We start from the raw sequence: 25,551 nt of genomic DNA on the forward strand, positions 1-25,551 counted from the left end.
ATCGTCGGCAGCGGGGCGGCATGCCCCGCAGGATCGCCTGCGCCTGGGCGGTCACCCGTTCCGCCACTTTCATCCGAGGAGACTTCCATGAGCTACACCGCGCCCATCAAGGACATGCTGTTCGACATCCAGCATCTGGCGCGCATCGACAAGATCGCCCAGATGCCGGGCTTTGGCGACGCCGGCCTGGACACCGCCGCCGCCGTGCTGGAAGAGTGCGCCAAGCTGACGCAGGACGTGATCGCGCCGCTGAACGTGGCCGGCGACCGCGACCCCTCGTCCTTCAAGGACGGCGCGGTGCGCACCACGCCCGGCTTCAAGGACGCCTTCCGCCAGTACGCCGAAGGCGGCTGGCAGGGCCTGCAGCATCCGGTCGACTTCGGCGGCCAGGGTCTGCCCAAGACCATCGGCGCGGCCTGCGGCGAGATGGTCAACAGCGCCAACCTCAGCTTCGCGCTGTGCCCGCTGCTGACCGACGGCGCCATCGAGGCGCTGCTCACGGCCGGCTCGGAGCAGCTCAAGGCGACCTACCTGGAAAAGCTGGTGAGCGGCGAATGGACCGGCACCATGAACCTCACCGAGCCGCAGGCCGGCAGCGACCTCGCCCTGGTGCGCACCCGCGCCGAGCCGCAGCCCGACGGCAGCTACAAGGTCTTCGGCACCAAGATCTACATCACCTACGGCGAGCACGACATGGCGCCGAACATCGTGCACCTGGTGCTGGCCCGGGTGAGCGGCGCGCCGGAGGGCGTCAAGGGCATCAGCCTGTTCGTGGTGCCCAAATTCATGGTCGATGAAGACGGCTCGCTGGGCGCGCGCAACGACGTGCACTGCGTGAGCATCGAGCACAAGCTGGGTATCAAGGCCAGCCCGACAGCCGTGCTGCAGTACGGCGACCACGGGGGTGCCATCGGCTATCTCGTGGGCGAGGAGAACCGCGGCCTGGAGTACATGTTCATCATGATGAACGCCGCCCGCTATGCGGTGGGCGTGCAGGGCATCGCGGTGGCCGAGCGGGCCTACCAGCATGCGGTGGCCTATGCCCGCGAGCGGGTGCAGAGTCGCCCCGTCGATGGCTCGATGACGAAGAGCGCGCCGATCATCCACCACCCCGACGTGCGCCGCATGCTGATGACCATGCGGGCGTACACCGAGGGCTGCCGCGCCATGGCCAGCGTGGCCGCAGCAGCCTACGACGCCGCCCACCACCACGAGGACGCCGAGGTGCGCAAACAGAACCAGGCCTTCTATGAATTCCTGGTGCCGCTGGTCAAGGGCTACAGCACCGAGATGAGCCTGGAGGTGACCAGCCTGGGCGTACAGGTGCACGGTGGCATGGGCTTCATCGAGGAGACCGGCGCCGCCCAGTACTACCGCGACGCCAAGATCCTGACCATCTACGAAGGCACGACCGCCATCCAGGCCAACGACCTGGTGGGCCGCAAGACGGCGCGTGACGGCGGCCAGGCTGCACGCGCCATCGCGGCGCAGGTGGAGAAGACCGAGGCCGAACTGCTGGCCAGCCCCAGCGACGACGCGAAAGCCGTGGCGCAGCGCCTGAAGGCCGCGCGCGAGGCCTACCTGGACGTGGTGGACTTCATCGCCGGCCAGGCCAAGGGCGACCCGAATGCGGTGTACGCGGGCAGCGTGCCCTACCTGATGCTGGCCGGCAACCTGGTGGCTGGCTGGCAACTGGGCCGCTCGCTGCTGGTGGCGCTGACGCCCGAGGCCCAGGAGCAGGACGCGGCCTTCATGCAGGCCAAGGTGGCCACGGCGCGCTTCTACGCCGAACACATCCTGGTGAAGGCCGGTGCCACGCGCGACGCCATCGTCGGCGGTGCGTCCAGCGTCACGGCCCTGCCGCTCGAAGCCTTCTGAGGCCGCCGCCGGCCATGCCCACCTGTCGCCCATCGGACGGCAGGCGCGGCAGCCGGCCCCTATAACTTCGCCCGAACCATCGATTCACACGAGAGGAGACTTTCCCATGTCCAGACTGCCTGGCGCACTCGCCCACCTGCCGCTGCCCATCATCGGCTCGCCCCTGTTCATCATCAGCAACCCCAAGCTGGTGATCGCCCAATGCAAGGCCGGCGTCGTCGGCTCGATGCCTGCGCTCAATGCGCGGCCCGCGGCGCAGCTGGACGAATGGCTGGCCGAGATCACCGAGGAACTGGCGGCCTACAACAAGGCCAACCCCGACAAGCCGGCCGCGCCCTTCGCCATCAACCAGATCGTCCACAAGAGCAACGACCGGCTCGAGCACGACATGGAGCTGGTGGTGAAGTACAAGGTGCCGATCATCATCACGTCCCTCGGCGCGCGCACCGACGTCAACGAGGCCGTGCACAGCTATGGCGGCGTGACGCTGCACGACGTGATCAACAACACCTTCGCCAAGAAAGCCATCGAGAAGGGCGCCGACGGCCTGATCGCCGTTGCGGCCGGTGCCGGTGGCCATGCGGGTGTGAAGAGCCCCTTCGCGCTGATCCAGGAGATCCGCGAGTGGTTCGATGGCCCCGTCGCGCTGTCGGGCTCCATCGCCACCGGCGGTGCCGTGCTGGCCGCGCAGGCCATGGGCGCCGACTTCGCCTACATCGGCAGCGCCTTCATCGCCACCGACGAAGCCCGCGCGAGCGACGCCTACAAGCAGGCCATCGTCGACAGCAACTCGGACGACATCGTCTACTCCAGCCTGTTCACCGGCGTGCATGGAAACTACCTGGCGCCCAGCATCGTGGCGGCAGGCATGGACCCGGCCAACCTGCCCGAGGGCGACGTCAAGACCATGAACTTCGCGTCGGGCGAGGGCAGCAAGGCCAAGGCCTGGAAGGACATCTGGGGCTCCGGCCAGGGCATCGGCGCCATCAAGAAGGTGCAGCCCACGGCCGACTTCGTCGCCACGCTGCGGCGCGAGTACGAAGAAGCCCGCCGTCGCCTGGCACTTTGAACCCTGCCGCCGGCGGCCGCGCGCCGCCGCCTCGCTGGCCCCTGATCGACGCACTCAAGGCACTGGCCTGCCTGCTGATCGTGGCCCATCACTTCAGCCGCTACGGGCCCTTGCCCGTGGCGGCTTGGCCGTTGGCGCCGACGCTGTTCGAGGTCCTGGGGCGCGAGGGCCGGCTGGCGGTCCAGGTCTTCCTGGTGCTGGGTGGCTTCCTGACGGCGGCCAGCCTGGCACCCGAGGGTGAGTTGCGTGCGGGGCATCCCTGCCTGCGACTTGTCCAGCGCTACGTGCGGCTGGCTTCGCCCTATCTGGCGGCCCTGGTGGCCTGCGTGCTCGTGGAAGCCCTCGTGCGTCCGGCGCTGCCGGGCGACGACGTGCCGGGCCAGCCGTCGTTCGTCCAGATGGTGGCCCATGCGCTGCTGCTGCAGGACCTGCTGAACCAGCCCGCGCTGTCCACTGGCGTGTGGTACGTGGCGGTCGACTTCCAGCTGTACGGCCTGGCGCTCCTGCTGTTCTGGGTGGCGGCACTGTGGCGGCGGCAGGGCCGGCTCGACGCCTCGGTGGCCCGGGCGCTGGCGGTGCTCATGGTGACGGGGCTGACGTCCGCCTCTTTGGTGGTCTTCAACCGGCACAGCGCGCTGGACGACACGGGCATCTATTTCTTCGGCAGCTATGGCCTGGGCATGCTGGCCTTCTGGGCAGGACGGCTGCGGGCGCCCCGATCCCGCATCGCTGCCGGGTTGGCGCTGGCTCTGCTGGGCGGCGTCGCCCTGTGGATCGACTGGCGCAGCCGCATCGCGCTGGCGCTGGTCGCCACCTTGCTGCTCATGCTGGCGCAGCCGCGGGGATGGCTGGCGCTGTCGGTGTGGGCGCCGCTGGGGCGGCTGGGGACCTGGGCGTACGCGCTGTTCCTCATCCACTTTCCCGTGTTGCTGCTCGTCAGCGCCTCGGCGCAGACGGGCCTGGCGCCCCTGACGCCGTGGCAGGCCCTCGCCGCCCTGGTTGCGGCCTTCGTGCTTTCGGTGGGCGCGGCCCGCATGCTGCACGAGCGGGTGGAGTTGCGTGCCATGTCGTGGCGCGCGCCGGCCGTCTGGGGGACCGGCTTGCTGCTCAGCGGCCTGGCCGTCGGCCTTTGAGGCTCAGATCAGGTTGCGCATCGCCTGCGCGGCCTCGCGCAGCACGGGGAGCACGCGGGCCACGGCGGTCTCGGTGCTCTCCTGGCCCATGGGCATCGTGATGTTCAGGGCGCCATGCACGTCGCCGCGCCGGTCGCGCAGCGGCACGGCGATGCCGCGTGAATTCAGGTCCAGCTGCTGTTCGGACAGCGCCCAGTCCTGGGCCTTGACGCGGGCCATCTCGCGCCGCAGGTCGGCGGGGTCGGCCAGCGTGAAGGAGGTGAAGACCTGCAGCTTGCGTGCGGCCCACCAGGCCGCCGAAGCGGCCTCGGGCAACAGGGCCAGCATGAGCAGCCCGGCCGCCGTCACCTGCGCGGGCACCCGTGCGCCCAGCACGTAGCCGGTGCTCATCTGCCGCTGCGGACCGTTGCGGGCGATGTAGACCACATCGTCGCCGTCCAGCACGCTGAGGTAGGCCGTCTCGTGCGTGCCGACGGCCACGCGCTGCAGGAAGGGCTGTGCAATGCGCGGCAGCCGCGCCGAATCGAGGTACGACTGGCCGAGCCGCAACACGCGCGGTGTGAGCCAGAACAGCTTGCCGTCGCTGGCCACATAGCCCATGTGCTGCAGCGTCAGCAGGTAGCGCCGCGCTGCCGTGCGCGTGAGGCCGGTGCGCTGGCCGGCCTCGCTGGCCGTCATGCGGGGATGGGCGTCGTCGAAGGCCTCAATGATGCCGACGCCGCGCTCCAGGCCGGCGATCCAGTCGCGCCGGTCCAGGCCGGCGGGCGCCTGACCGTCCTGTGCATTCCCTGCGGGGGAGGACGGAGAATCGGGGCTTTCGTCCTCGTGCGATGGCTCGGAGACGGGGGTGGAGGCAAGGCGGCGAGAGACCACGTACAAACCCTTAAGACGTTCGTTGATCGTTCAGTGCTGGGCGATTATCGAACGCCGCGATCCGCCCCCGACTGACGGCCCCGCACCCTGCTGTCTACAGTCCGGGCCGTTGTTCTTGCGGCCTCGACACCGATCCGATTCGCGCATCCGATTCCTGGAGTGAACGACCCGATGGCTTCCATCACTGGCAAGACCGACCTCTACCTCATCCCTGGCGATCCCGTCACCAATGTGCGCCTGCCGCGCATGTTCAACGCCGTCTTCGAGCGCTGCGGCATCGACGCCGTGATGGTGCCGGTGCAGGTGCGCGCCCGCGACTTTGCCGTGTGGCTCAAGGCCAGCTTCCTCGGCCACAACGTCCGGGGCATGCTGATCGCACCGCCTCACAAGCCGCTGGCGGTGGACCTGCTCGACGGCTGCGGCCTGTTCGCGCGCGTGGCGGGCTCGGTCAACATCGTGCGCCGCACGAAAAGCGGAGAGCTCGAAGGCGACCTGTTCGATGGCGAAGGCATCGTCGGTGCGCTGGACTGGTTCGGCATTCCTTTCCGCGGGCAGCGGGTGCTGATCCTGGGCGCGGGCGTGAGCGCTGCCGCCATCGGCGTGTCGCTGGCTGAAGGCGGCGGCGACGACGGCGCGCGCCACATCGCCTTCTATGACCCGGCCGCGGGCAAGGCCGCGGGCACCGCAGCCCGCATCGATGCCGCCTTCGACGCCGAGGTAGTGGCCGCGCCCTCGGCCGATCCGTCGGGCTACGACCTGGTCATCAATGCCACCCAGGTCGGCCTGAAGGGCGAAGAAGCGCTGCCCTGCGACGTCACCCGAATGGCGCCGCACGCGGCCGTGTTCGACATCCTGCTGCGCGGCCAGCCCACGCCGCTGGTGCGCGCCGCGCGTGCGCGCGGCCTCCAGGCCCAGCCCGGCTTCGAGATGCTGATCCAGCAGATGGCGCATTACTTCGATTACTTCGACCTGCCGCAGGCCGCGGCCCTCGTGCGCGAGGACGCCGGCTTTCTGCGGCAGATCATCTATCCGGCCGAACTTCAGGCCGAGATCGCCCAGGCGCCACGGGGCCGCCAGGGCTGATCGCTTTTCGCGTTCTTCCGCCCCCCATCACTGCTTCCATGATCTCCGGCAAGACCACCCTCATCGCCCACATCGGCTACCCCACCGAGAGCTTCAAGGCTCCGATGATCTACAACCCCTGGTTCGACAAGAAGGGCATCGACGCGGTGGTGGTGCCGATGGGCGTGAAGCCCGAAGACTACGTGGCCTTCCTGCCGCTGCTGTTCAGGATGAGCAACATCCGCGGCGCGCTGGTCACCATGCCGCACAAGGTGACCACCATGTCGCTGGTGCACGAGACCACGCCCACGGCCCGCATCGCCGGTGCCTGCAACGCCGTGCTGCTGCGCGATGACGGCACCCTGCTCGGCGACCAGTTCGATGGCGCCGGCTTCGTGCGCGGCGTGGAGCGCAAGGGGCGCAGCTTCCGTGGCGCGCGCGTGCTCGTCTCCGGCGCGGGTGGCGTGGGCTGCGCCATTGCGGCGTCCATCGCGGCGGCGGGCGCGGCGCACCTCTCGCTGTTCGACCTGAACACGGCGTCCGTCGAAGGCTTGGCCGAGCGCCTGCGCGCCCACTATCCGCAGTTGACGGTGAGCACGGGCTCCAACGACCCGGCTGGCTACGACGTGGTCGTGAACGCCACGCCGCTGGGCATGAAGGAAAGCGATCCGCTGCCCTTCGACGTGGAGCGTATCGCACCGACCACCTTCGTCGGCGAGGTGGTGATGAAGACCGAGTACACGCCGCTCCTGAAAGCCGCCATGGCGCGCGGCTGCCAGGTGCAGGTGGGCACGGACATGCTGTTCGAGATGATTCCTGCGTACCTGGAGTTCTTCGGCTTCGGCACCGCGACCGCGGACGAATTGCGTGAGAGTGCGACGCTGAAGTACTGAGCGCTCGAGCGTCGCTCGGCCATCCGCCAGGGATGGCGTAGGCACCGGGTCCGCCAGGGCCCGCATCGATGCCGTTGGCCTGTGAAGGTCGGCGGCATTTTTTTCGCCAGGCGCAGGGGATGTGTCCGGTTTCCACGCGCGCATCCATGCCCTCTTACGCTGCGGCAACCTTCCTTCACATCGCCTGAGGCGCTTCGCCACATCGGCGCGTAAAGCCTGGTGGACTACTTCACGAAGTCTCTTCATTACTGGGGCCGCGGCGCCGAATCCTTGCGCATCTCGGCTTAAATCGAAGCGAGCACCCGAAAGCGAGGTGCATGATTTCGATGGCAGGGAGGATCTCGTGAATACATCCATGATGGCGGCGCCGCGCATGTCCCGGCGCGAGGTGGCAGCGTGCGCCACGCACAACCTTACAGCGCCCCGCTGAGCATTGTGCGATGGCCGTTTCCCGCAAGGCGCTCTTCGGCAGGCTGAACACGACGCTGTTCCGCGCCATCGAATCCGGCGCAGCCTTTGCCAGGCTGCGCGGCAATCCCTACGTCGAACTCACGCACTGGCTGCATCAGCTCTGGCAGGCCGGTGACAGCGACCTGCACCGCATCGTCCGCCACTTCGATCTCCGGCCCGAAGACATCGAGGCGGGCCTGGCGGCGTCGCTGGCCGAGTTGCCCGCTGGTGCCAGCTCGCTCTCCGACATCTCTCGCCATGTCAGCGATGCGGTGGAGTGGGCTTGGGTGATTTCCAGCATTGAGTACGGCGGCCAGTGCGTGCGAGGTGCGTGGCTGCTGCTGGCGCTCCTGCAATCGGCCGACCGGCGTGCGCCACTGCTGCGCATCGTCCCGGCCTTCGCCCGCATCGATGTCGATCGGCTGTCGCAGGCCTGGGCCCGGGTCGTCGAGGGCTCGCCCGAAGGGCGTGAAGGTCCTCAAGACGGCGCGAGCGCAGTCGCTGGCAATGCCGCAGCAGCACCCGGTCTGGGTGCTGGCCCCCTCAGCAGAAACGATGCCTCGGGCCTGGAGCGCTACTGCACCGACCTCACGGCAAAGGCCAGGGCCGGGCAGGTCGATCCGGTGGTCGGACGTCAGCTGGAGGTTCGCGGGCTCATCGACATCCTGCTGCGTCGCCGGCAGAACAATCCCTTGCTCACCGGCGAAGCGGGCGTGGGCAAGACCGCCGTCGTCGAAGGCCTCGCCTTGGCCGTCGCTGCCGGCGAGGTGCCGCCGGCACTGCGCGAGCATCGGCTGCTGAGCGTCGATGTCGGGGCCATGCTTGCGGGTGCGGGTGTCCGGGGCGAGTTCGAGAGCCGGCTCAAAGGACTGCTCGAAGATGCCACCAAGGCCGTGCCGCCGGTCATCCTCTTCATCGACGAAGTCCACACGCTGGTCGGTGCGGGTGGGCAGGCAGGCACGGGCGACGCCGCCAACCTGCTCAAGCCGGCACTGGCCAGAGGCGCATTGCGCAGCATCGGCGCGACCACCTGGGCGGAATACAAGCGGCACATCGAGAAGGATCCGGCACTCACGCGGCGCTTCCAGGTGCTGCAGATCGCCGAGCCCGAGGAGGCCGCCGCCATCGACATGGTCCGCGGCCTCGCGGACGCCTTTGCCCGCCACCACGGCGTGGTGATCCTGGACGAAGCCATCCGTGCGGCAGTCACGCTGTCGCGCCGCTATCTGCCGGCCCGCCAGTTGCCCGACAAGGCGATCAGCCTGCTGGACACGGCCTGCGCACGGGTGGGTCTGTCCATGCACGCACCGCCTGCCGGCGTGGAGCGGCTGCGCCACCGGGTGGCGTCGCTCGAGGTCGAGGTCGACCTGCTGCAGAAGCAGATCCGGCTCGGGTTGAGCGGCGGTTCCGCCGAGGTGTCCCTGCAGGCAGTCCGTACCACGCTCTCGCAGGCCCGCGACGAGCTGGCCGGGCAGCTCCAGGGCTGGGAAGCGCAGGTGGCGCTGGTGCAGCGCATCAGTGCCTTGCGGCAGGACCTTCTGCGCGATGGCGTCGACGCAGCGGATGGCGCGGCATCACCAGTGTCGGCGGAGCTCGCGGCGTTGGACCAACAAGTCCGCGAGCGGCCAGGTCTGGCGCTGGCCCAGGTCGACGAGTCCGTCGTGGCCCAGGTGCTCGCGGATTGGACGGGCATTCCCGTCGGGCGCATGGTCAGCGACGACGCGAAGGCGGTCTTCCAGCTCAAGGCGCTGCTTGCTGCAAGGGTCATCGGCCAAGACTCAGCGCTGCAGACCATCGCCGACCGGGTGCAGGCCGCCAAGGCACGGCTCACCGACCCCGACAAGCCGGTGGGCGTGTTCCTGCTCGTGGGACCCTCCGGCGTGGGCAAGACCGAGACGGCACTCGCGTTGGCGGACGCCATGTATGGCGGCGTACAGAACATGGTCACCATCAACATGAGCGAGTTTCAGGAGGCGCACACCGTGTCCTCGCTCAAGGGAGCGCCGCCCGGCTATGTGGGCTATGGCGAAGGCGGGGTGTTGACCGAGGCGGTCCGCCGCCGCCCGTACAGCGTGGTGCTGCTCGACGAGATCGAGAAGGCCCACCCGGATGTGCACGAGCTCTTCTTCCAGGTGTTCGACAAGGGCTGGATGGAGGACGGCGAGGGTCGTCGCATCGACTTCAGGAACTGCATCATCCTGCTGACCAGCAATGTCGGCGCGGAGGCGCTGATGGACGCCGCCGACGTGGCGTCCGGCGCCGGGGACGCGCCATTGAGCGCCGAGGTCGCGATGCCGGCCCTGAGACGTGTGTTTCCAGCCGCCTTCCTGGGGCGTGTGACCGTCGTCCCCTACCGGCCCCTGCAAGCGCGCGACCTGTCGACCATCGTCGACCTTCAACTGGGCCGGGTGGCCCGGCGTCTCCAGGAACAGCACGGCATCCGAATGCAGGCGAGCGCGCGGTTGGCCGCTTATCTGCGCGAGGTGGGCGGCAACCATGAAGCGGGTGTCCGCCGCCTGATCACCGCCATCGAGCAGGAACTGCTGCCCGAACTCGCTCGCTGCTGGCTCACTGCCCTGGAGCAGGGCCGGCCGCTGGTGGTGATCGACGCCGACATATCCACGTCCGAGCCGCGCGATCCTCGCGCCGCCACGCCGCAGATCCGCATCCGCTGCGCCGCGAGCACGCTGGAGGTGCCGGCGTGAGCGTGCGTGCGGGCTGCCACCCTGGGATCCGCACTGCCGGCACAGCCAGGCCCGGACCGCAAAGCCTCTCGCCGGAGCGCGTGCTCCGTTCCTGAGTCGTCAGCCTTCTTCATCAACCAGCAGGGAGCCTATGAGCAACAGCAGTCAGAAGTTCATTGCGCGCAATCGCGCGCCGCGTGTGCAGATCGAGTACGACGTCGAGATCTACGGGTCGGAAAAGAAGATCGAGCTGCCCTTCGTCATGGGAGTGCTGGCCGATCTGTCGGGCAAGCCCGCGCAGCCGCTTCCGCCCGTGGGCGAGCGCAAGTTCCTGGACGTGGACATCGACAACTTCGACGAGCGCATGAAGGCGATCCAGCCGCGCGTTGCCTTCGCCGTGCCGAACACGCTCACGGGCGAAGGCCAGCTGATGGTCGACATCACGTTCGAAAGCATCGAGGACTTCTCGCCCGCAGCCGTCGCGCGCAAGGTCGAGCCGCTGCGGCAGCTGCTGGAGGCCCGGACGCAGCTGTCCAACCTGCAGACCTACATGGACGGGAAGGCTGGCGCCGAAAGCCTGATCAACCAGCTGATGCAGGACCCGGCATTGCTGAAGGCCTTGAGCGCGGCACCCAGGCAGATCGATGCCGAGCCGGCCACGACGGACCGCTGAAGGGCGGCACCTCCACCATCCAGGAAAGACAAGCTCATGAGTACCGACACCATCGAGTCCGCAGAGTCCAGTGTGCTGCTGGCCGACCCCGGTGAATTCGCCGCCCTGCTGGACCGCGAATTCAAGCCCAAGACCGACGAGGCGCGCAGTGCGGTCGAGGCGGCCGTCCGCACCCTGGCCGAGCAGGCGCTGATCAACGCGGTCACGATCTCCGACGACGCCTACGGCAGCATCGAGGCCGTGATCGCCGAGATCGACCGCAAGCTGTCCGAACAGATCAACCTGGTCCTGCACAAGGATGAGTTCCAGAAGCTCGAGTCGGCCTGGCGCGGCATTCATCACCTCGTGTCGAACACCGAGACGGACGAGAAGCTGAAGATCCGCTTCCTCGACATCTCCAAGGACGACGTGCGGCGCACGCTGCGTCGCCACAAGGGCGTGGCCTGGGACCAGAGTCCCATCTTCAAGCGCGTGTACGAGGAGGAATATGGCCAGCTCGGTGGCGAGCCCTACGGCTGCCTGGTGGCCGACTACTACTTCGACCACACGCCGCCGGACGTCGAACTGCTGAACGCGATGGCGAAGGTGTCGGCCGCCGCGCACACGCCCTTCATCGCGGGCGCTGCGCCGTCCCTGCTGGGCATGGAGTCGTGGCAGGAACTGGCCAACCCGCGGGATCTGGCGAAGATCACCTCCAACCTCGAACACGCGCCGTGGAACTCGCTGCGCGACACCGAGGACTCGCGCTACGTGGGCCTGGCCATGCCGCGCTTCCTGGCACGACTGCCCTATGGGGCCAAGACCAACCCCGTCGACGAGTTCGATTTCGAGGAAGAGACCGACGGCGCGGACCACAGGAACTACGTCTGGAGCAACGCGGCCTACGCCATGGCGGTCAACGTCAACCGCAGCTTCAAGCTCTATGGCTGGTGCACGATGATCCGCGGGGTGGAGTCGGGCGGGACGGTCGAGAACCTGCCCTGCCATACCTTTCCCACCGACGACGGCGGCTTTGATATGAAGTGCCCGACGGAGATCGCCATCTCCGATCGCCGCGAAGCCGAGCTGGCCAAGGCCGGCCTGATCCCTCTGGTGCACCGCAAGAACACCGACCACGCGGCCTTCATCGGCGCGCAGTCGCTGCAGCGGCCGCAGGAGTACTACGACGCCGACGCCACGGCCAATGCCAATCTGTCGGCGCGGCTTCCCTACCTGTTTGCGACCACCCGGTTTGCGCACTACCTCAAGTGCATCGTCCGCGACAAGATCGGCACGTTCAAGGAGCGCGACGACATGCAGCGCTGGCTGAACGGCTGGATCATGAATTACGTGGATGCGGACCCGTCCAACTCCTCCCAGGAGACGAAGGCCCGCCGTCCGCTGGCTGCCGCCGAGGTGGTGGTGGACGAGATCGAGGGCAATCCCGGCTACTACAACGCCAAGTTCTTCCTGCGCCCGCACTTCCAGCTCGAAGGCCTGACCGTGTCGCTGCGGTTGGTCGCCAAGTTGCCGTCGCTGCGCGAGGCGGCCTGAGTCACGCTGTCACACCTCTGTTCATTGACCAAAACAAGGGCGACCCGCCCAGGGAGTAAACCATGTCTCAAGATATCTTTCTGAAGATCAACGGCATCGAAGGCGAGGCGCTCGACGCCGACCACAAGAACGAGATCGAAGTGCTCAGCTTCGACTGGAAGGTGTTCCAGGAGTCCACCATGCACTCGGGCTCTGGTGGTGGTGCCGGCAAGGCCACGGTGGAGGACCTCGAGTTCATCCATTTCGTCGACCGCTCGAGTCCCAATCTGATGAAGTACTGCCTGACCGGCAAGCATGTGCCGGAGGCCAAGCTGGTGGTGCGCAAGGCGGGCGGCAGCCCTCTCGAATATCTCAAGTTCACCTTCACGGACGTCATCATCACCAGCGTGCAGCCGCACGGCTCCAATGACGACGAGCTGCGGGTCCGCGAACGGGTGCGGCTGTCTTTCACCAAGGTGAAGCAGGAGTACGCCGTGCAGAACGCCCAGGGTGGCAGCGGCGGCGCGGTGACCGCCGGCTACGACATCAAGGCCAACAAGGAGATGTGACCCGCGCACGGGGCACCCGGGTCGGCAACGGCTCGGGGATGCCCGTGCGTGTCTCCGCCAAGTGCCGGAGGGGCCGTCTGGTCCTTCCGCTGTCGTGGTTTCGCCTTGCAGATCGAACATGGGTATTCACTTGCTCGCCATCCACGTGCGCGCAGCGCTGTCGCTGCCGGTCAGAACATGCCTGTCTTGCGTCCGATCGGCGCTGATCAGCGGGGTCGCAGGCATGGTGGGGGTGCTGGCCCCATTCAGCCCCGCCCAGGCCCAGTTTGCCTATCCGCGCGAGCAGACGCGGCTGGAGATCAGGGTCTCGGCGGCCGAGGACGTCAACCCCGATGAAAAAGGCCGTGCCGCGCCCATCATGGTCCGCCTCTACGAACTCAAGGGTGACGCGGTCTTCCTGGCCGCGGACTACTTTTCGCTGCAGAACAGCGACAAGGCCGTGCTCGCCGACGACCTGCTCGTGCGGGACGAACTGGTCCTGAAGCCTGGCGAGACCCGCGTCCTGCGGCGACGCTCCCATCCGGACGTGAATGCCATCGGCGTGGTCGCGGGCTACAAGGACCTGGTGAATTCGGACTGGCGGGCGGTCCAGAAGATCGAGCCCGCGCCCGAGGCGGCCTGGTACCGGGCCGTGCTGCCTTCCAACAAGGCCAGCCTCGACATCCGTATCGGATCACGTGGCGTGCGTGTGCTCCAACGTGAATGAGCGCGCCGAAGACATGTCAGGGATGAGCAGATGAGTTGGTACAACAAGGTGGCATGGAGCGAAGGGCTGTTCCTGCGCCCCCAGCTTTTCCAGCAGCAGGAGCGTTACCTCGAGTACGTGGCGCACCGTCGCGCCGCGACCCTGAACGCCTTCTTCTGGGGCTTCAGCCGCTACACCATCGACCCGGAATCGCTGGCGCTCGGCAAGGTGGTGCTGGCGGCAGCGGCGGGCGTCTTTGCGGACGGCACTCCCTTCGAGGCGCCTGCCCAGGCACCCCTGCCGCCACCGCTCACCATCCGTCCAGAGCATCTGGAGCAGGTCATCCATCTGGGTGTGCCCATCCGCACGCCCAACGGCGAGGAGACCACCTTCGAGGACTCCGCGGACGCGGCAGGCTCGCTGGCGCGCTTCTCCGTCTTCGAGACCGAGCTGCGCGATGCCAACTCCTTCGGCCAGGGGCCGAAGGCCGTGCAGCTGTCGCATCTGCGCCTGCGGCTGCTGCCGGAGCGCGAACTGACCGAGGGGTGGATCGGCCTTCCACTCGCGCGGGTCACGCTGATCCGCTCCGACGGCAGCATCGTCCTGGACGAGAACCTGATCCCGCCCGTCACCGGCTATGGCGCGAGCGCGTTGCTGTCGGACTGGATCACCCATCTGCATGGCCTGTGCCGGCTGCGCGCGCAGTCGCTGGCGGCGCGGCTGACGGCCAGCGACGGCAAGTCGTCCGAAGCGGCCGAGGTGTCCGATTTCCTGCTGCTCCAGATCTTGAACCGCTATGAGCCGCTCCTGGAGCACTGGACGCGGGTGCGGGAGACCTCGCCCGAACAGGTCTATGCCGCGCTGAAGATGATGAGCGGCGAGCTGTCGACGTACATCCGGACGGGCTCGCGACGCCCGCCGCCACACCCGGCCTACCAGCACCTGGATCCCTACCTGTCGCTGCGAAACCTGGTGCTGGACATCCAGGCCCAGTTGAACGACGTCCTGGTGCGCAGTGCCCAGAGCATCCGTCTGGAGGAGCGGCCGCATGGGGTCCGCGTGGCCAGCGTCGATCCCACCCAACTGCAGGACTTCACGGCCCTGGTGTTCGCCGTGTCGGCGCAGATGCCTGCCGACCAGCTGATGGCGCAGTTTGCCGCCCGCTGCAAGGTGGGGCCGAGCGATCGGCTGACGGAGTTGCTGCGCTCGCATCTGCCGGGGATCGCACTGCAGTCGCTGCCGGTGGCGCCGCGCCAGATTCCGTTCAACGCGGGCTTCGTCTATTTCCAGCTCGACAGCCGGGGGCCACTCTGGGAGCACCTGCTCAAGTTCGGCGGGCTTGCCCTTCACCTTGCGGGCGACTTTCCGGGCCTGAGGCTCGAACTGTGGGGAGTGCGAGAGCGGTGAGCCTTGCCTTCCTGCCCTGTCCCGTCTCTGCGCCCAGGGTCCCCGTCGGCCTGGGTGGTGGAGGCCGCGCATGACCACACCCATCACGGCCATGGCCAAGGAGCACGCGGTGCTGTCCGCAGGCGGTGGCGGGATCACCGTCGTCGGCGCCGACATGACCGCGGGCTCGTTCATGGGGGTGGCGTGGACCGGTGTGCGCTTCGTCGACTGCGTGTTTGGCGGCCGTGGCAACGTCGCCTTGGCGGCCATGAGCGATTGCAGCTTCCTGACCTGCCGCTTCCTCAGTGCAGACCACGACTTCGGCGTGATGCAGGGAGTCCGGTTCCGCCAATGCGCCAGCCAGGGCCGCACCATCGTCTGTGGGCGCGATGGCAGCACGGCGGTCGTGTTCGAGCAATGCAGTTTTGCCGGAGGCGGCTCGGCGCCGCAGGATTTCCGGGGCATCGGCTGCACCGGCGAAGTCACCTTCCGCAACTGCATCGGGTCTGGCGAGGTGCTGGTGGCGGGAACGGCACTCACGATGGAAGGCTGCCGCTTCTCCGACATGAGCTTCGCGATCGGGCGGCGTGCCGACCGCGGCACCCCGTTGGCGGCCCGCGTGCTGATCGACGGATGCCAGGGCACGGGCCTCTGGCGGATGGTGGCGTGTCGTATGCAGACCAGCCACATCCAGAACAGCCGGTTCGACCGCATCGTCAACGACGGGTCCGAATGCGAGTCCTGAACGCCGGCTCCCTGGCCGCGAGCCACCGCCCCTTTCCCTTCTTCTCTACAGCCCTGTATGCGTGACGGCGAAATCACAGATCACGAGAGTCCCGAGGCATTGCCCAACGACATGCCCGTCGGCGTCGCCGAAGGCGATCCAAGCGCGGCCCACCTTCGCGTCGCGCCCGGCCCTGCGGCAGCGGAGCGGCTCGCTTGCGTCAAGGCGGCCACGAATCCGTTGCTGGAAGCCGCGCAGCCCCTGTTGCGTGCCCTGGCAGACATGGACACCGACCTCGACCCCACCGCTGTGGGCGTGCTGCGCGACCTCCTGGAGCGGGAGATCGCTGTCTTCCAGTCGCTGTGCAACGACGCGCAGATCCGCCACGAGCATGCCGTCGCCGCAAGCTATGCGCTGTGCACGGCCCTCGACGAAGCCGCCAGCAGTACGCAATGGGGCGGTGCCGAAGCCGGATCTGCGGGCGTGTGGGCCGCCCGGCCGCTGGCGGCGCAATTCCATGGCGACATCCGTGGTGGCGACAAGTTCTTCCTGCTGATCGGCCGGCTGGCCGCGAGCCCGCAGGACCACATCGACCTGCTGGAATTGATGTACCTGGTGCTGGGCCTGGGCTTCGAAGGTCGGTTCAGCACGGCTTCGAACGGGCGCCGGCAACTGGAGGCCATCCGCCACCGCCTTCAGGGCCAGATCACGGCGGTCCGTGGCGAGGTGCCGCAGGCGCTGTCGGCGCAGTGGCGGGGCGGTGCGCCGGGCCGGCTCGGCCTGTTGCGCAGCGTGCCGGTCTGGCTCACCGCCGCCGCGGCCTGCGCCGCCGCGCTGGGTCTTTTCGCCTGGTATCGCTATCAGCTGGACCAGTCCACGCTCGCTGTCGAGAAGAAGATCCGCGCCATCGCCTCCGGGGCGGCCGTCGGGGAAGCCGCCCCGCCGGCGCCGCAGGCCTCGCTGCGGCTGCGGGATCTGCTGGCGGGCGAGATTGCCAAGGGGCTCGTCAGTGTGAGGGAGGACCAGCAGCGCAGTGCAGTGAGTTTCAGCGGCGACGCCATGTTCATGCCGGGACGCGCCACCCTGGATGCGGCGATCCTTCCCGTGCTGAACAAGGTGGCTGACGAGATCGCGCGCGTCCCGGGCAGGGTGCAGGTCACCGGACACACGGACAGCGTGCCCATCCGCAGCCAGGAGTTCGCGAGCAACCAGGCACTCAGCGAGCGCCGGGCCGAGGCCGTGGCCGCCGTGCTGCGGCAGCGAGGCGTCCGGGGCGACCGGATCACCGTGCAGGGCAGGGGTGACACGCTGCCGCTCGCAGACAACCTCACGCCTGCGGGTCGGGCCAAGAACCGCCGGGTCGACATCGTGGTGGACGAGGCGTCGGCCGAAGGCGCGGCCGCGGCGGCCATGCCTGCGCAGGCGAATGGTGGCGGTGGGCGCGTTCCCGGCGCCGACAAGGCCGCCGCGCCGCGTGCGTCTTCCACTGCCGCAGGCATGCCCTGAGCGCCCCACGGAGGTCACCGATGCAAGCCCTCACCCAATTCCTGAAGTTCCTGTTCTCGCGGCAGATGCTGGCCTTCGTCACCGTGGTGGCGCTGGCCTGCGCTATCTGGTTCGTGGGCCCGCTGCTGTCGTTCGATGGTGCGCGGCCGCTCGCTTCCGCCGCTGCGCGCGTGACCGTCATCGTGATGCTGCTGGTGCTGCTCAGCCTGTGGCTGGTCGCATGGCCGCTGAGCCTTGTCGGCATCCCGGCCCTGTGCCTGGCAATCTGGCACCTGGGCCCTCTGCTCGCGGTGGGCCAGGTCGCGCCCCTCGCTTCGACGCAGGTGCGCGTCGTGATCGTGGCCATCATCCTGCTGGCCTACCTGCTCTATGGCGTCTACCGGCTCTGGCAGGCCATGCGCACGGACACGGAGTTCCTGCGCAAGGTGCTGGACTTCGGAAGCGGTGCCCGACGCGAGGCGGTCGCCGCGGAGGAGCTGAAGACAGTGTCCGAGATCGTCGCAAGAGCCCTTCGGCAGTTGCGGACCCTGCGTCTGCGTCGCGGATTCCTTCGCCGGATCTTCGAGGGGCGGCGGTATCTCTACGAACTGCCCTGGTACATGATCGTGGGCAGCGCCGGCGCGGGGAAGACCACCGTTTTGCTCAACTCCGGGCTCCAGTTCCCGGTCTCGCGGCAGATGGGCAATGCGTCCCGGGTCTCCGTGCTCGAGTCGGGCGCCGGCACCCTGAACTGCCAGTGGTGGTTTGCCAACGAGGCGGTGCTCATCGACACCGCCGGCCGCTACACGACCCAGGACAGCGACAAGGGCAAGGACACCGAGGAATGGGCCGGCTTCCTGGCATTGCTGCGCAAGCACCGGCCACGTGCGCCGATCAACGGGGCCATCGTCGCCCTCAGCGTCGCGGAGCTGCGCACGTTCACGCCGGACCAACGCGTGGACCATGCCGCCCTGATCCGTGATCGCCTGCTGGAACTGCGCAGGACGCTGGGCATCCGCTTTCCGGTCTACGTCCTGGTGACCAAGGCCGATCTGCTGCAGGGTTTCGAAGAGTATTTCCTCTCGCTCACCTCGGAGGGGCGTGCCCAGCCTTGGGGCTTTACCTTCCCTGTCGGGGCCGACAAGGTCGACGCCGCGCGGGTGTCGGGGGGCAACCGTCAGTCCGCCATGCGGCTGGCACTGGACGAGCAACTGGACCGTCTGCACGAGCGCCTGTCCGCTGGCTTGCGCGGCCGCCTGATCGAGGAATTCGACACCGGCCATCGCCGGCGTCTGTTCGCGCTGCCGCAGGAGTTCGATGCGCTGCGCGAGCCGCTCGTGCAGGTGCTGGAGGAGGTCTTCCTGGATTCCCGCTTCGACGACACGCAATCCCACGCCATGCTGCGCGGCGTGTACTTCACCAGCGGTGCGCAGGCCAGGACGCCACTGCCACCCCCTGCCGATACGGTGTTCGGCCGCCTCAGGCGGGCGCTGGCCGGCGCCGGGCGGCGTACGTCCATCGATGCCGGAATGGAAGCCGCCACGGGCCACTGGGGCTTCTTCCTGCACGACGTCTTCGCGCGGATCATCATCCCTGAGGCTCATCTCGTCCGCCCCAATCTGCGGTGGGAGCTGCGCTTCCGGCTGCTGCAACTGCTGGGGCATGCGCTGGTGCTGATCGTCCTGGCCTGGCTTGGAACCAGCATGGCGCTGAGCTTCCGGAACAACGGCCAGTACCTGAGCATCATGGCGCAGCGGGTGCAGGCCCTGGCCGCCCAGGGCCTGACCGCGGGGCGGACGGTGGACCCGGCCCAGGTGCCCGCGGTACTGGACGCCGCCCACGCGCTGCCGGCCTATGCGGGACTGGATCTCGACCATCCGCCACTCTCCTTCCAGTTCGGCCTCTACAGCGCACCACCGATCGTGGCGGCGGCGCGCCAGCTCTACGCGGGCCTCCAGGACGACCTGCTGCTTCCCGTGGTGATCGCCCGCATGGAGGATGAACTCTCCCGCAGCGTCCGGGAGCGGGACACCCGCTCCGCCTACGCCACGCTGCGTGCCTACAAGCTCCTCCATGATCCGGAGCGTTACATGCAGGGCGGCGCGCGGGATGTCCGCGAGTGGGTCATGAAGGACTGGGAGCGGCGCGACAGCGATGCCCTCTTCGGCGGGCGTGCCGCGATGGTGGGGCACGTGGACCGGCTGTTCTCCGGCGACCGGCTCGTGCAGTCCGGTGCTGTTCCCAAGGAAGTCCTCATCCGCGACGTCCAGGCCTTCCTCGACGGCAACACGTCGACCCAGCGGGTGTACGAGCGTGCGAAGTCGGCCATGACCACCGAGGCGCCCCAGGAGTTCAGCCTGATCCGCGCGGTTGGGCCGCAGGTCGGCACCGTCTTCTCGCGTGCCGACGGGCAACCGCTCGACCGGGGCGTGCCGGGACTGTTCACCTACGCGGGCTACCACACCGTGTTCAACAAGCGCCTGGGGGCGTTCGTGGATCGGGCACTGCAGGAGGATGCCTGGGTCATGGGCCGTGCCGACGCGGCTGCGACAGCGAAGGCGATGGGCACCGAGGCCGAGCGGATCAGGCAGAACGCCGTGCTCATCGAGGATGTCCGCCGGCAATACCTCAGCGAGTATGCCGAGCGCTGGACGGCCTTCCTCGACTCCATCCGCGTGGTGGGTGCGGGCGAAGGTGGCACCAGTCTTGGCTTCGACCTGGCCGTGCTGCGGCAGCTGTCGTCGCCGGACTCGCCGCTGGCCCGCCTGGCCCGCGCGGCGGCACGCGAGACAACCCTGTCTCGCGTGCTCGACGCCGAGCGGCAGCAGGACAAGAGCCTGCTGGACCGGGCCACCGAGCAGCTCGACCTCAAGACGCGCGAACTGGGCCGCAACCTGGGCATCCGTCCCGAGGAGCGCATGGAGCGCGAAGGGGTCGACGACCGGTTCGCCGCCCTGCGGGAGGTGGTCACCGGCCAAGCCGATGTGTCGGCTGGCGTCGCGCCGGCAGGTGCGGGCCGGCAGGGGCTGGACAGCGTGCTGGGCCTCATCAACGAGTTCTACACCGTCCTGGTGGTCGCAGACACCGCCATCACGGCCGGCAGCCTGCCCCCGACGAGCAACGACGTCGGCGCACGCATGAGACTGGAGGCCGGCAAGTTGCCGGCCCCCTTTCGCGAGGTGCTGAGCGCCCTGGCGCAGAGCGGTGCCGACAAGGTGAACCAGGGGGCCACCGAGATCCTCAGGAAGCAGGCTCAGCAGCAGTTCGACCGGATCATGGGCCTGATGGCGATGCAGGTGACCGAGCCCTGCCGCCGGGGTATCGAGGGACGCTATCCCTTCCTGGCATCCGGGCAGGATGCCTCCATCGAGGACGTGACGGCCGTCTTCGCTGCAGGCGGCGCCGCGGACGCCTTCTTCACCAAGTACCTGGCCGCCTTCGTCGACACGGGTGTGCGCCCCTGGCGATACAAGCCACCGTCGACCGGCAATGCACTCGTCGGGGCCGAGAACGTGGCCAATGGCGTGGCGCCCGCGCCGGCCTCCACGGGCCCGACGCTGGTCGGCGAACTGCTCAAGCTGCTGGAGCAGGGCGGGCCCCGGCTCGACACCTTCTACCGGGCCCAGCAGATCCGCGACCTCTACTTCCGCGAGGGCGACGGCCGGCGGCTGGCCTGGAAGGTCGACGTGCGGGTCGCCGAACTCGAGCCGAGCATCACGGCGCTGATGCTGGACATCGATGGCCAGGGCCAGCGCTACGTGCATGGCCCGGTCGAGCCGCTGCCGGTGAAATGGCCGGGGCCGCGCGGGGGCGCCTCGGCGGAGATCACGGCCCAGCCGAGGATCTCCGCCGCGGGCTCGACCCTGATGGCCCAGGGGCCGTGGGCGCTGCTGCGGCTGATGCAGAAGGGCCGGGTCGTCAACACCGCCACACCCGGCAGGGTGGCCGTGGAGTTCGTGCTCGATGGTCGCAAGGCGGTGCTCGATCTCGGCACCGGCAGCCAGCCGAATCCGCTCAACAGCGATCTGTTCAGCGGGTTCCACTGCCCCGGAGCGATGGGCTGAACATGTTGGCGCACCTCTTCAATGCCCGACCGGTGACGTCGCCGGCCATCTGGGGGCGCCTGCCGGCGCATGCCGACTTCGTGCGCCACGGTGTGCGCCACGGCGAGGCCGAAGGTTGGGAGGCATGGCTGAGGGGCGCACTCGGCCGAGCGTCCTCGCAGCACGAGCCGGATGCCGGCCGGGCCCTGCGTACCTCGATTCCCATCGCGTTCGTGCTGCCGCCGGGGCATGTGCCGTTTGCGCAGGGGCGGTTCGTGCTCGGCGTGATCCTGCCGTCGACCGACCGCGTGGGCAGGCGGCATCCTCTCGTGGTCTACCAGGTGGCGCGCCGGGTCTGGATCGAACGCCATTACGAGCGGCACGTTCATGAGCCCCGGAGCTGGCAGTTTGGGCTGGCGCGGCTTCTGGCCCAGCATGTCCAGGCGCGGGCCGACTGCGAGCTGCGGCAACTGGCGCAGCACGTCGACCGGCTGTGGTGCGAGTTGGGCGACGGTGGCTCCGGAGGCCCGGCAGGCAAGGCCGCGGATGCCCCGGCGGTCCGCGCGCCAGCGCATGGCTTCCACGACCCCGCGGCCGCGCTGCATGGGGTGCGGCACCTGCCATGGTCGGACTGGCCTCGGCGCCTGCAGGGCGTGCGCGGCCACTGCGCCTTCTGGCAGCAGGACGTGGCCGGGCGCTTCGTCAATGCCTCCGAGAACCTTGTATCGCTATGGGAGGGCCGGCATGGACGGCATGGTTGAGGCGCCACCGTTGCGGCTGCGGCTCACGCACAGCCATGGCAGGGCGGCCGATGCCCGCCTGGTCCTGGAGCCGGCCGGCATGGCCGTGGGACGGGTGCTGCAGTGTCTGGGTGAAGACGCGGCCGACCTTGGGTCGCAGGGCGATGGACAGCTCGCCTGGCAGGCCGCGGCGCAGCAGTGGCAACTGAGCCATGGGGGGGCGGGCCTGGCTTTCACCCTCAACGGCCGGCGCCTGGCGCTGGGCGAGACGGTGGCCTTGCGTGCGGGGGACGAGCTCGAGATCGGCCTGGTCCGTCTGGTGGTCGAGGGCGCCGGCATCGCAGGCGTGATGGAGGAGCGCGAACCGCGGGCGTGGCCCGCCGCCGGGCGCCAGGCAGAACCCGAGTTCGACCTGCGGGACCTCGCCGGGACGTCGGTCGCTGGCCCGATGGTCGTCGAGTCCGAACGCGCCACGGAGGACCCCTTCAGTGTCCTGGGTCTGGACGCCGTACGGTCGGCGGCGGTTGAGGACCCGTGGCTGGCGTTGCTCGGATTGGATCCCGGGCCAGTGGGCGCCGTGTCTGCGCCGCCGTCTGCGGCCCAGCCTTCGGCCCGGGCGGCGCAGCCGGGCGTGCCGCTGCTCGAGCAACTGCACGAGGAGTTCGTGCGGGCGGTGCGCGACCCCACCGGGCTCCCAAGGCCTTGGGATTGGCCGGAGACGTCGCCCGACCCGCGGGGGCAGGCGCCCTCGTTCGAGGCCCTGTGCGAGGAAGCCCGGTCCTTTGCCCTGCTGCGCGACATCCTTCAACCCCGGGAGGACATGGACAGGCTCATCGACCAGTTCCCCTCCCTGGGCGAGGGCGACCTGCTGGCCGTGGAGGGTGAACCGGACGTGCTGCGGCTCTTCGCGCCTGAGCTCGTGGCGGGCCTGTCCCCGGGGCTGCCCGCCCTGACCCGCCGGGAGCACCATGCCCTGGCCGCAGACAGTGCGGTACGACTGGGCCGCGCGATGAACGGCATCGGCGGCGGCGATGCGGTCCCTCCCAAGGGCGAGCGGCCATGACGGCGCAGGACATGCACCCCCCATCCGGCGAAGCACCCCAGGCCGGTGCCGCGCCCGCGCCGCAAGCGCGCGGCGAGCTCCGGGCCCCGCGGCTCGGGGCGGAGCCGCCCATGGCCGCGCCGCAGACCCGTGCGCACGAGCGCGGCGAGCGCGCCATGCACCCGGGTGTCCGCCTCACCCGGTTGCCGGCCGAGCGCACCTGGCGCGCCGATGGGCGGCTGATGCCCACGCTCTTCGACCGGCTGCGCGACGACGCGCCCGGGCGTGCTGCCGGCGCGGGCGCCGAGCCCGGCATCACGCCCGCCCAGTTGCGCGACATCGTGCAGCGCGACCTCGGCTACCTGCTCAATACCACCAATGTCGAAGACCTGATCGATCGCCGGCGCCATGAGGCCGCCGCGTCGTCCACCCTCAACTTCGGTGTGCCCGCATTGGCGGGAGGCTATGCGTCCGAGCGGCGCTGGGCCGACATCGAACGGATCATCCGCCGTGCGATCGCCGACTACGAACCGCGCCTGATCCCGCAGACCGTGCAGGTGCGGCCGCTGCTGACCGACGAGGCCCGGGACGCCTACAACGTGCTGCTGTTCGAGATCCACGCCATGATCGATTGCAAGCCCTTTCCGCTGGAGCTGACGGTGCGCAGCTCGCTCGATCTCGAGAACAGCCGGATCGCCGTGCGGCCGGCGGCCCCCGCCCTGGACACCCGGCACCCATGACGGCCACCTGCTGCGTGGCGTGAGGAACCATGGATCCCCAACTGCTCGATTACTACAACCGGGAACTGGTCTACATGCGGGAAACGGCGCGCGAATTCGCGGCGTCGCATCCCAGGATCGCAGGCCGGCTCGGCATGCTCGGCATCGAGGTGGCCGATCCCTATGTGGAGCGCCTGATCGAAGCCTTCTGCTTCATGTCGGCGCGCATGCAGATCAAGCTGGACGCGGAGTTCCCGCGCTTCACCCAGCGGCTGCTGGAGGTGCTCTACCCCAACTATCTGGCGCCCACGCCGTCGATGGCGGTCGCGCAGCTCCACCCCAACTACCAGGAGGGCGATCTTGCGCGTGGCTTCGTGGTGCCCCGGGGCACGGCCTTTCACGGACAGGTGCCGGCCGGTGAGGAGACGCCTTGCGAGTTCCGGTCCGGCCAGGATGTCACGCTCTGGCCGATCGAGATCGTGGATGCCCGGCTCACGGGCGCTCCACCGGATCTGCCCGGCCTGGAGCGGCACCTGCCGGCCCATGTGCAGGTGGCCGGTGCGCTCCGACTGCGCCTGAGGACGGCGGGCGATCTGCGCTTCCACGACCTGGCAGGCTTCGACAGCCTGCCGGTGTACCTGTGCGGCGACCCGTCGGTCGCATCGCATCTGTTCGAGCTGCTGCACACGTCGGCCGTCGCGTCGTTCACCGGGGCGCCGGGCCAGTTGCTGGTGCGGCCCCATGCGGTCACGTCCCAGGCCCTGGTCCACCATGGACTGGAGCCCGGACAGGGCCTGCTGCCGCTCGAATGGCGCAGCTTCCACGGCCACAACCTGCTGCACGAGTATTTCGCCTGTCCGGAGCGCTTCTACTTCTTCTCGCTGGCGGGGCTCGGGCCGGGCGTGAGGCAGGTGGCGCACAACGAGCTGGAGATCGTCGTGCTGCTGAGCCGGCCGCCCGGCGCGCTGGCGGCCGTGGTGGACAAGGGGCAGTTCGCGCTCTTCTGCACGCCGGTGGCCAACCTCTTCGAGCGCCGCACCGACCGGCTCGAGATGAATGCCGCCCAGCCCGAGTTCCATGTGGTGCCCGATCGCTCGCGGCCGCTCGATTTCGAGGTCTACGCCATCCGGTCCGTCGAAGGCCACCAGGCCCGCACCACGGCCGGTGTGGAGTTCCGGCCGCTCTACCAGAGCCTCAACGAGGACGAAGGCAACCTCGGCCGTTACTTCAGCGTCCGCCGCGAGGCGCGCACCGCGTCGGACACGGCGCGCCGCTACGGCACGCGCACCCCTTACGTCGGCACCGAAGTGTTCATCTCGCTCGTCGACCAGAACGAGGCGCCCTATCCCGAGGCCATCCGCTACCTGTCGCTGCGGGCGCTGCTCACCAACCGCGACCTGCCGGCACTCATGCCACGCAACGGCCGCGCGGATCTGCGCGTGGCTGATTCCATTCCGGTGGAGGCGGTGGGACTGATCCGTGCGCCGAGCCTGCCCAAGCCGCCGTTCGCGGAGCGTGAGCTCGCGTGGCGGCTGGTGCGGCAGCTCAACTTCAACCATCTGCCGCTGGCGGACATCGGCCATCGTCCGGGGGCGCAGGGCCTGCGGGACCTGCTGCGGCTGTTCGTGAACGGCGCGGACGAGTCGCAGCTGCGCCAGATCGACAGCCTGGTGGGCTCGCGCATCGAGCCGGTGACCCGCCGCCTGCCCGGCAGCGGTCCGCTGGTGTACGGGCGTGGCGTGCAGTGCACCCTGACCGTGGACGAGCAGGGCTTCTCGGGCGCCAGCCCCTACCTGTTCGGGCTGGTGCTGGAGCAGTACCTGGCGCGGCACGTCAGCATCAACGTCTTCACGCAGACCCGTCTGGAGTCGATGCAGCGCGGCCTGGTGGCACAGTGGCCGGTGCGCATGGGCGGCCGCGGCATCGTCTAG

General features: G+C 68.9%; 19 protein-coding genes. 18 read left to right on the plus strand and 1 reads right to left on the minus strand.

The window, feature by feature from the left end:
• The first annotated feature begins 87 nt into the window (after positions 1-87).
• The 3 genes from ACT54X_RS07195 (at position 88) to ACT54X_RS07205 (ending at position 4,080) form a co-directional block, all read left to right on the plus strand.
• Positions 88-1,878 carry an acyl-CoA dehydrogenase gene (locus ACT54X_RS07195; protein WP_476345754.1) on the plus strand — a complete coding sequence of 597 codons (1,791 nt, stop codon included), beginning with the start codon at positions 88-90 and terminating at the stop codon, positions 1,876-1,878.
• A 106-nt stretch (positions 1,879-1,984) separates the two neighbouring features.
• Positions 1,985-2,947 (plus strand): NAD(P)H-dependent flavin oxidoreductase, encoded by a 963-nt coding sequence (locus ACT54X_RS07200; RefSeq protein WP_017760954.1) that lies wholly within the window; start codon positions 1,985-1,987, stop codon positions 2,945-2,947.
• Positions 2,944-4,080 (plus strand): acyltransferase family protein, encoded by a 1,137-nt coding sequence (locus ACT54X_RS07205; RefSeq protein ID WP_294370066.1) that lies wholly within the window; start codon positions 2,944-2,946, stop codon positions 4,078-4,080. Before ACT54X_RS07200 ends, ACT54X_RS07205 begins: the two co-directional genes overlap by 4 nt.
• Before the next feature lie 3 nt (positions 4,081-4,083).
• Here the strand turns inward: ACT54X_RS07205 and ACT54X_RS07210 are convergent, their stop codons facing one another.
• A complete protein-coding gene (locus ACT54X_RS07210; protein WP_234197997.1) occupies positions 4,084-4,836 on the minus strand; it encodes an IclR family transcriptional regulator domain-containing protein in 753 nt (250 codons plus the stop codon).
• A 288-nt stretch (positions 4,837-5,124) separates the two neighbouring features.
• On the opposite strand from ACT54X_RS07210, the gene ACT54X_RS07215 reads away from it, so the two are divergent.
• The 15 genes from ACT54X_RS07215 to tssF all read left to right on the plus strand — a co-directional run bounded on the left by ACT54X_RS07215 (position 5,125) and on the right by tssF (position 25,551).
• Positions 5,125-6,036 carry a shikimate dehydrogenase family protein gene (locus ACT54X_RS07215; protein ID WP_294370064.1) on the plus strand — a complete coding sequence of 304 codons (912 nt, stop codon included), beginning with the start codon at positions 5,125-5,127 and terminating at the stop codon, positions 6,034-6,036.
• A 38-nt stretch (positions 6,037-6,074) separates the two neighbouring features.
• A complete protein-coding gene (locus tag ACT54X_RS07220; protein WP_294370062.1) occupies positions 6,075-6,908 on the plus strand; it encodes a shikimate dehydrogenase family protein in 834 nt (277 codons plus the stop codon).
• Between the two features lie 440 nt (positions 6,909-7,348).
• The gene (gene tssH / locus ACT54X_RS07225) at positions 7,349-10,063 is read left to right on the plus strand and encodes a type VI secretion system ATPase TssH (RefSeq protein WP_476345758.1); all 2,715 of its coding nucleotides are present in this window, start codon (positions 7,349-7,351) and stop codon (positions 10,061-10,063) included.
• 130 nt (positions 10,064-10,193) lie between these two features.
• Positions 10,194-10,715 carry a type VI secretion system contractile sheath small subunit gene (tssB, locus tag ACT54X_RS07230; RefSeq protein ID WP_294370059.1) on the plus strand — a complete coding sequence of 174 codons (522 nt, stop codon included), beginning with the start codon at positions 10,194-10,196 and terminating at the stop codon, positions 10,713-10,715.
• A 36-nt stretch (positions 10,716-10,751) separates the two neighbouring features.
• On the plus strand, positions 10,752-12,248 hold the full coding sequence (gene tssC, locus ACT54X_RS07235; protein ID WP_294370055.1) for a type VI secretion system contractile sheath large subunit: 1,497 nt from the start codon (positions 10,752-10,754) through the stop codon (positions 12,246-12,248).
• Positions 12,249-12,310: 62 nt separating this feature from the next.
• Positions 12,311-12,796 (plus strand): Hcp family type VI secretion system effector, encoded by a 486-nt coding sequence (locus tag ACT54X_RS07240; protein WP_234197943.1) that lies wholly within the window; start codon positions 12,311-12,313, stop codon positions 12,794-12,796.
• Positions 12,797-12,926: 130 nt separating this feature from the next.
• Positions 12,927-13,502, plus strand: coding sequence for a type VI secretion system lipoprotein TssJ (tssJ, locus tag ACT54X_RS07245; protein ID WP_294370052.1), 576 nt, complete (start codon positions 12,927-12,929; stop codon positions 13,500-13,502).
• Positions 13,503-13,532: 30 nt separating this feature from the next.
• On the plus strand, positions 13,533-14,888 hold the full coding sequence (gene tssK / locus ACT54X_RS07250) for a type VI secretion system baseplate subunit TssK (protein ID WP_294370050.1): 1,356 nt from the start codon (positions 13,533-13,535) through the stop codon (positions 14,886-14,888).
• A 70-nt stretch (positions 14,889-14,958) separates the two neighbouring features.
• The gene (locus ACT54X_RS07255; protein WP_294370048.1) at positions 14,959-15,612 is read left to right on the plus strand and encodes a hypothetical protein; all 654 of its coding nucleotides are present in this window, start codon (positions 14,959-14,961) and stop codon (positions 15,610-15,612) included.
• A 57-nt stretch (positions 15,613-15,669) separates the two neighbouring features.
• Positions 15,670-17,097: a type VI secretion system protein TssL, long form gene (gene tssL / locus ACT54X_RS07260; protein ID WP_476345762.1), complete on the plus strand. Its 1,428-nt coding sequence runs from the start codon at positions 15,670-15,672 to the stop codon at positions 17,095-17,097.
• Positions 17,098-17,117: 20 nt separating this feature from the next.
• Positions 17,118-21,140 carry a type VI secretion system membrane subunit TssM gene (gene tssM, locus ACT54X_RS07265; protein WP_294370045.1) on the plus strand — a complete coding sequence of 1,341 codons (4,023 nt, stop codon included), beginning with the start codon at positions 17,118-17,120 and terminating at the stop codon, positions 21,138-21,140.
• 2 nt (positions 21,141-21,142) lie between these two features.
• A complete protein-coding gene (gene tagF, locus ACT54X_RS07270; RefSeq protein ID WP_294370043.1) occupies positions 21,143-21,880 on the plus strand; it encodes a type VI secretion system-associated protein TagF in 738 nt (245 codons plus the stop codon).
• On the plus strand, positions 21,864-22,922 hold the full coding sequence (locus ACT54X_RS07275; protein WP_476345765.1) for a TagK domain-containing protein: 1,059 nt from the start codon (positions 21,864-21,866) through the stop codon (positions 22,920-22,922). Before tagF ends, ACT54X_RS07275 begins: the two co-directional genes overlap by 17 nt.
• Before the next feature lie 110 nt (positions 22,923-23,032).
• Complete coding sequence (tssE, locus tag ACT54X_RS07280; RefSeq protein WP_476345767.1) at positions 23,033-23,641, plus strand: type VI secretion system baseplate subunit TssE; 609 nt, start codon at positions 23,033-23,035, stop codon at positions 23,639-23,641.
• 29 nt (positions 23,642-23,670) lie between these two features.
• Complete coding sequence (tssF, locus tag ACT54X_RS07285) at positions 23,671-25,551, plus strand: type VI secretion system baseplate subunit TssF (RefSeq protein ID WP_476345769.1); 1,881 nt, start codon at positions 23,671-23,673, stop codon at positions 25,549-25,551.

The organism is Pseudacidovorax sp. DMC4 (genome assembly GCF_056314265.1).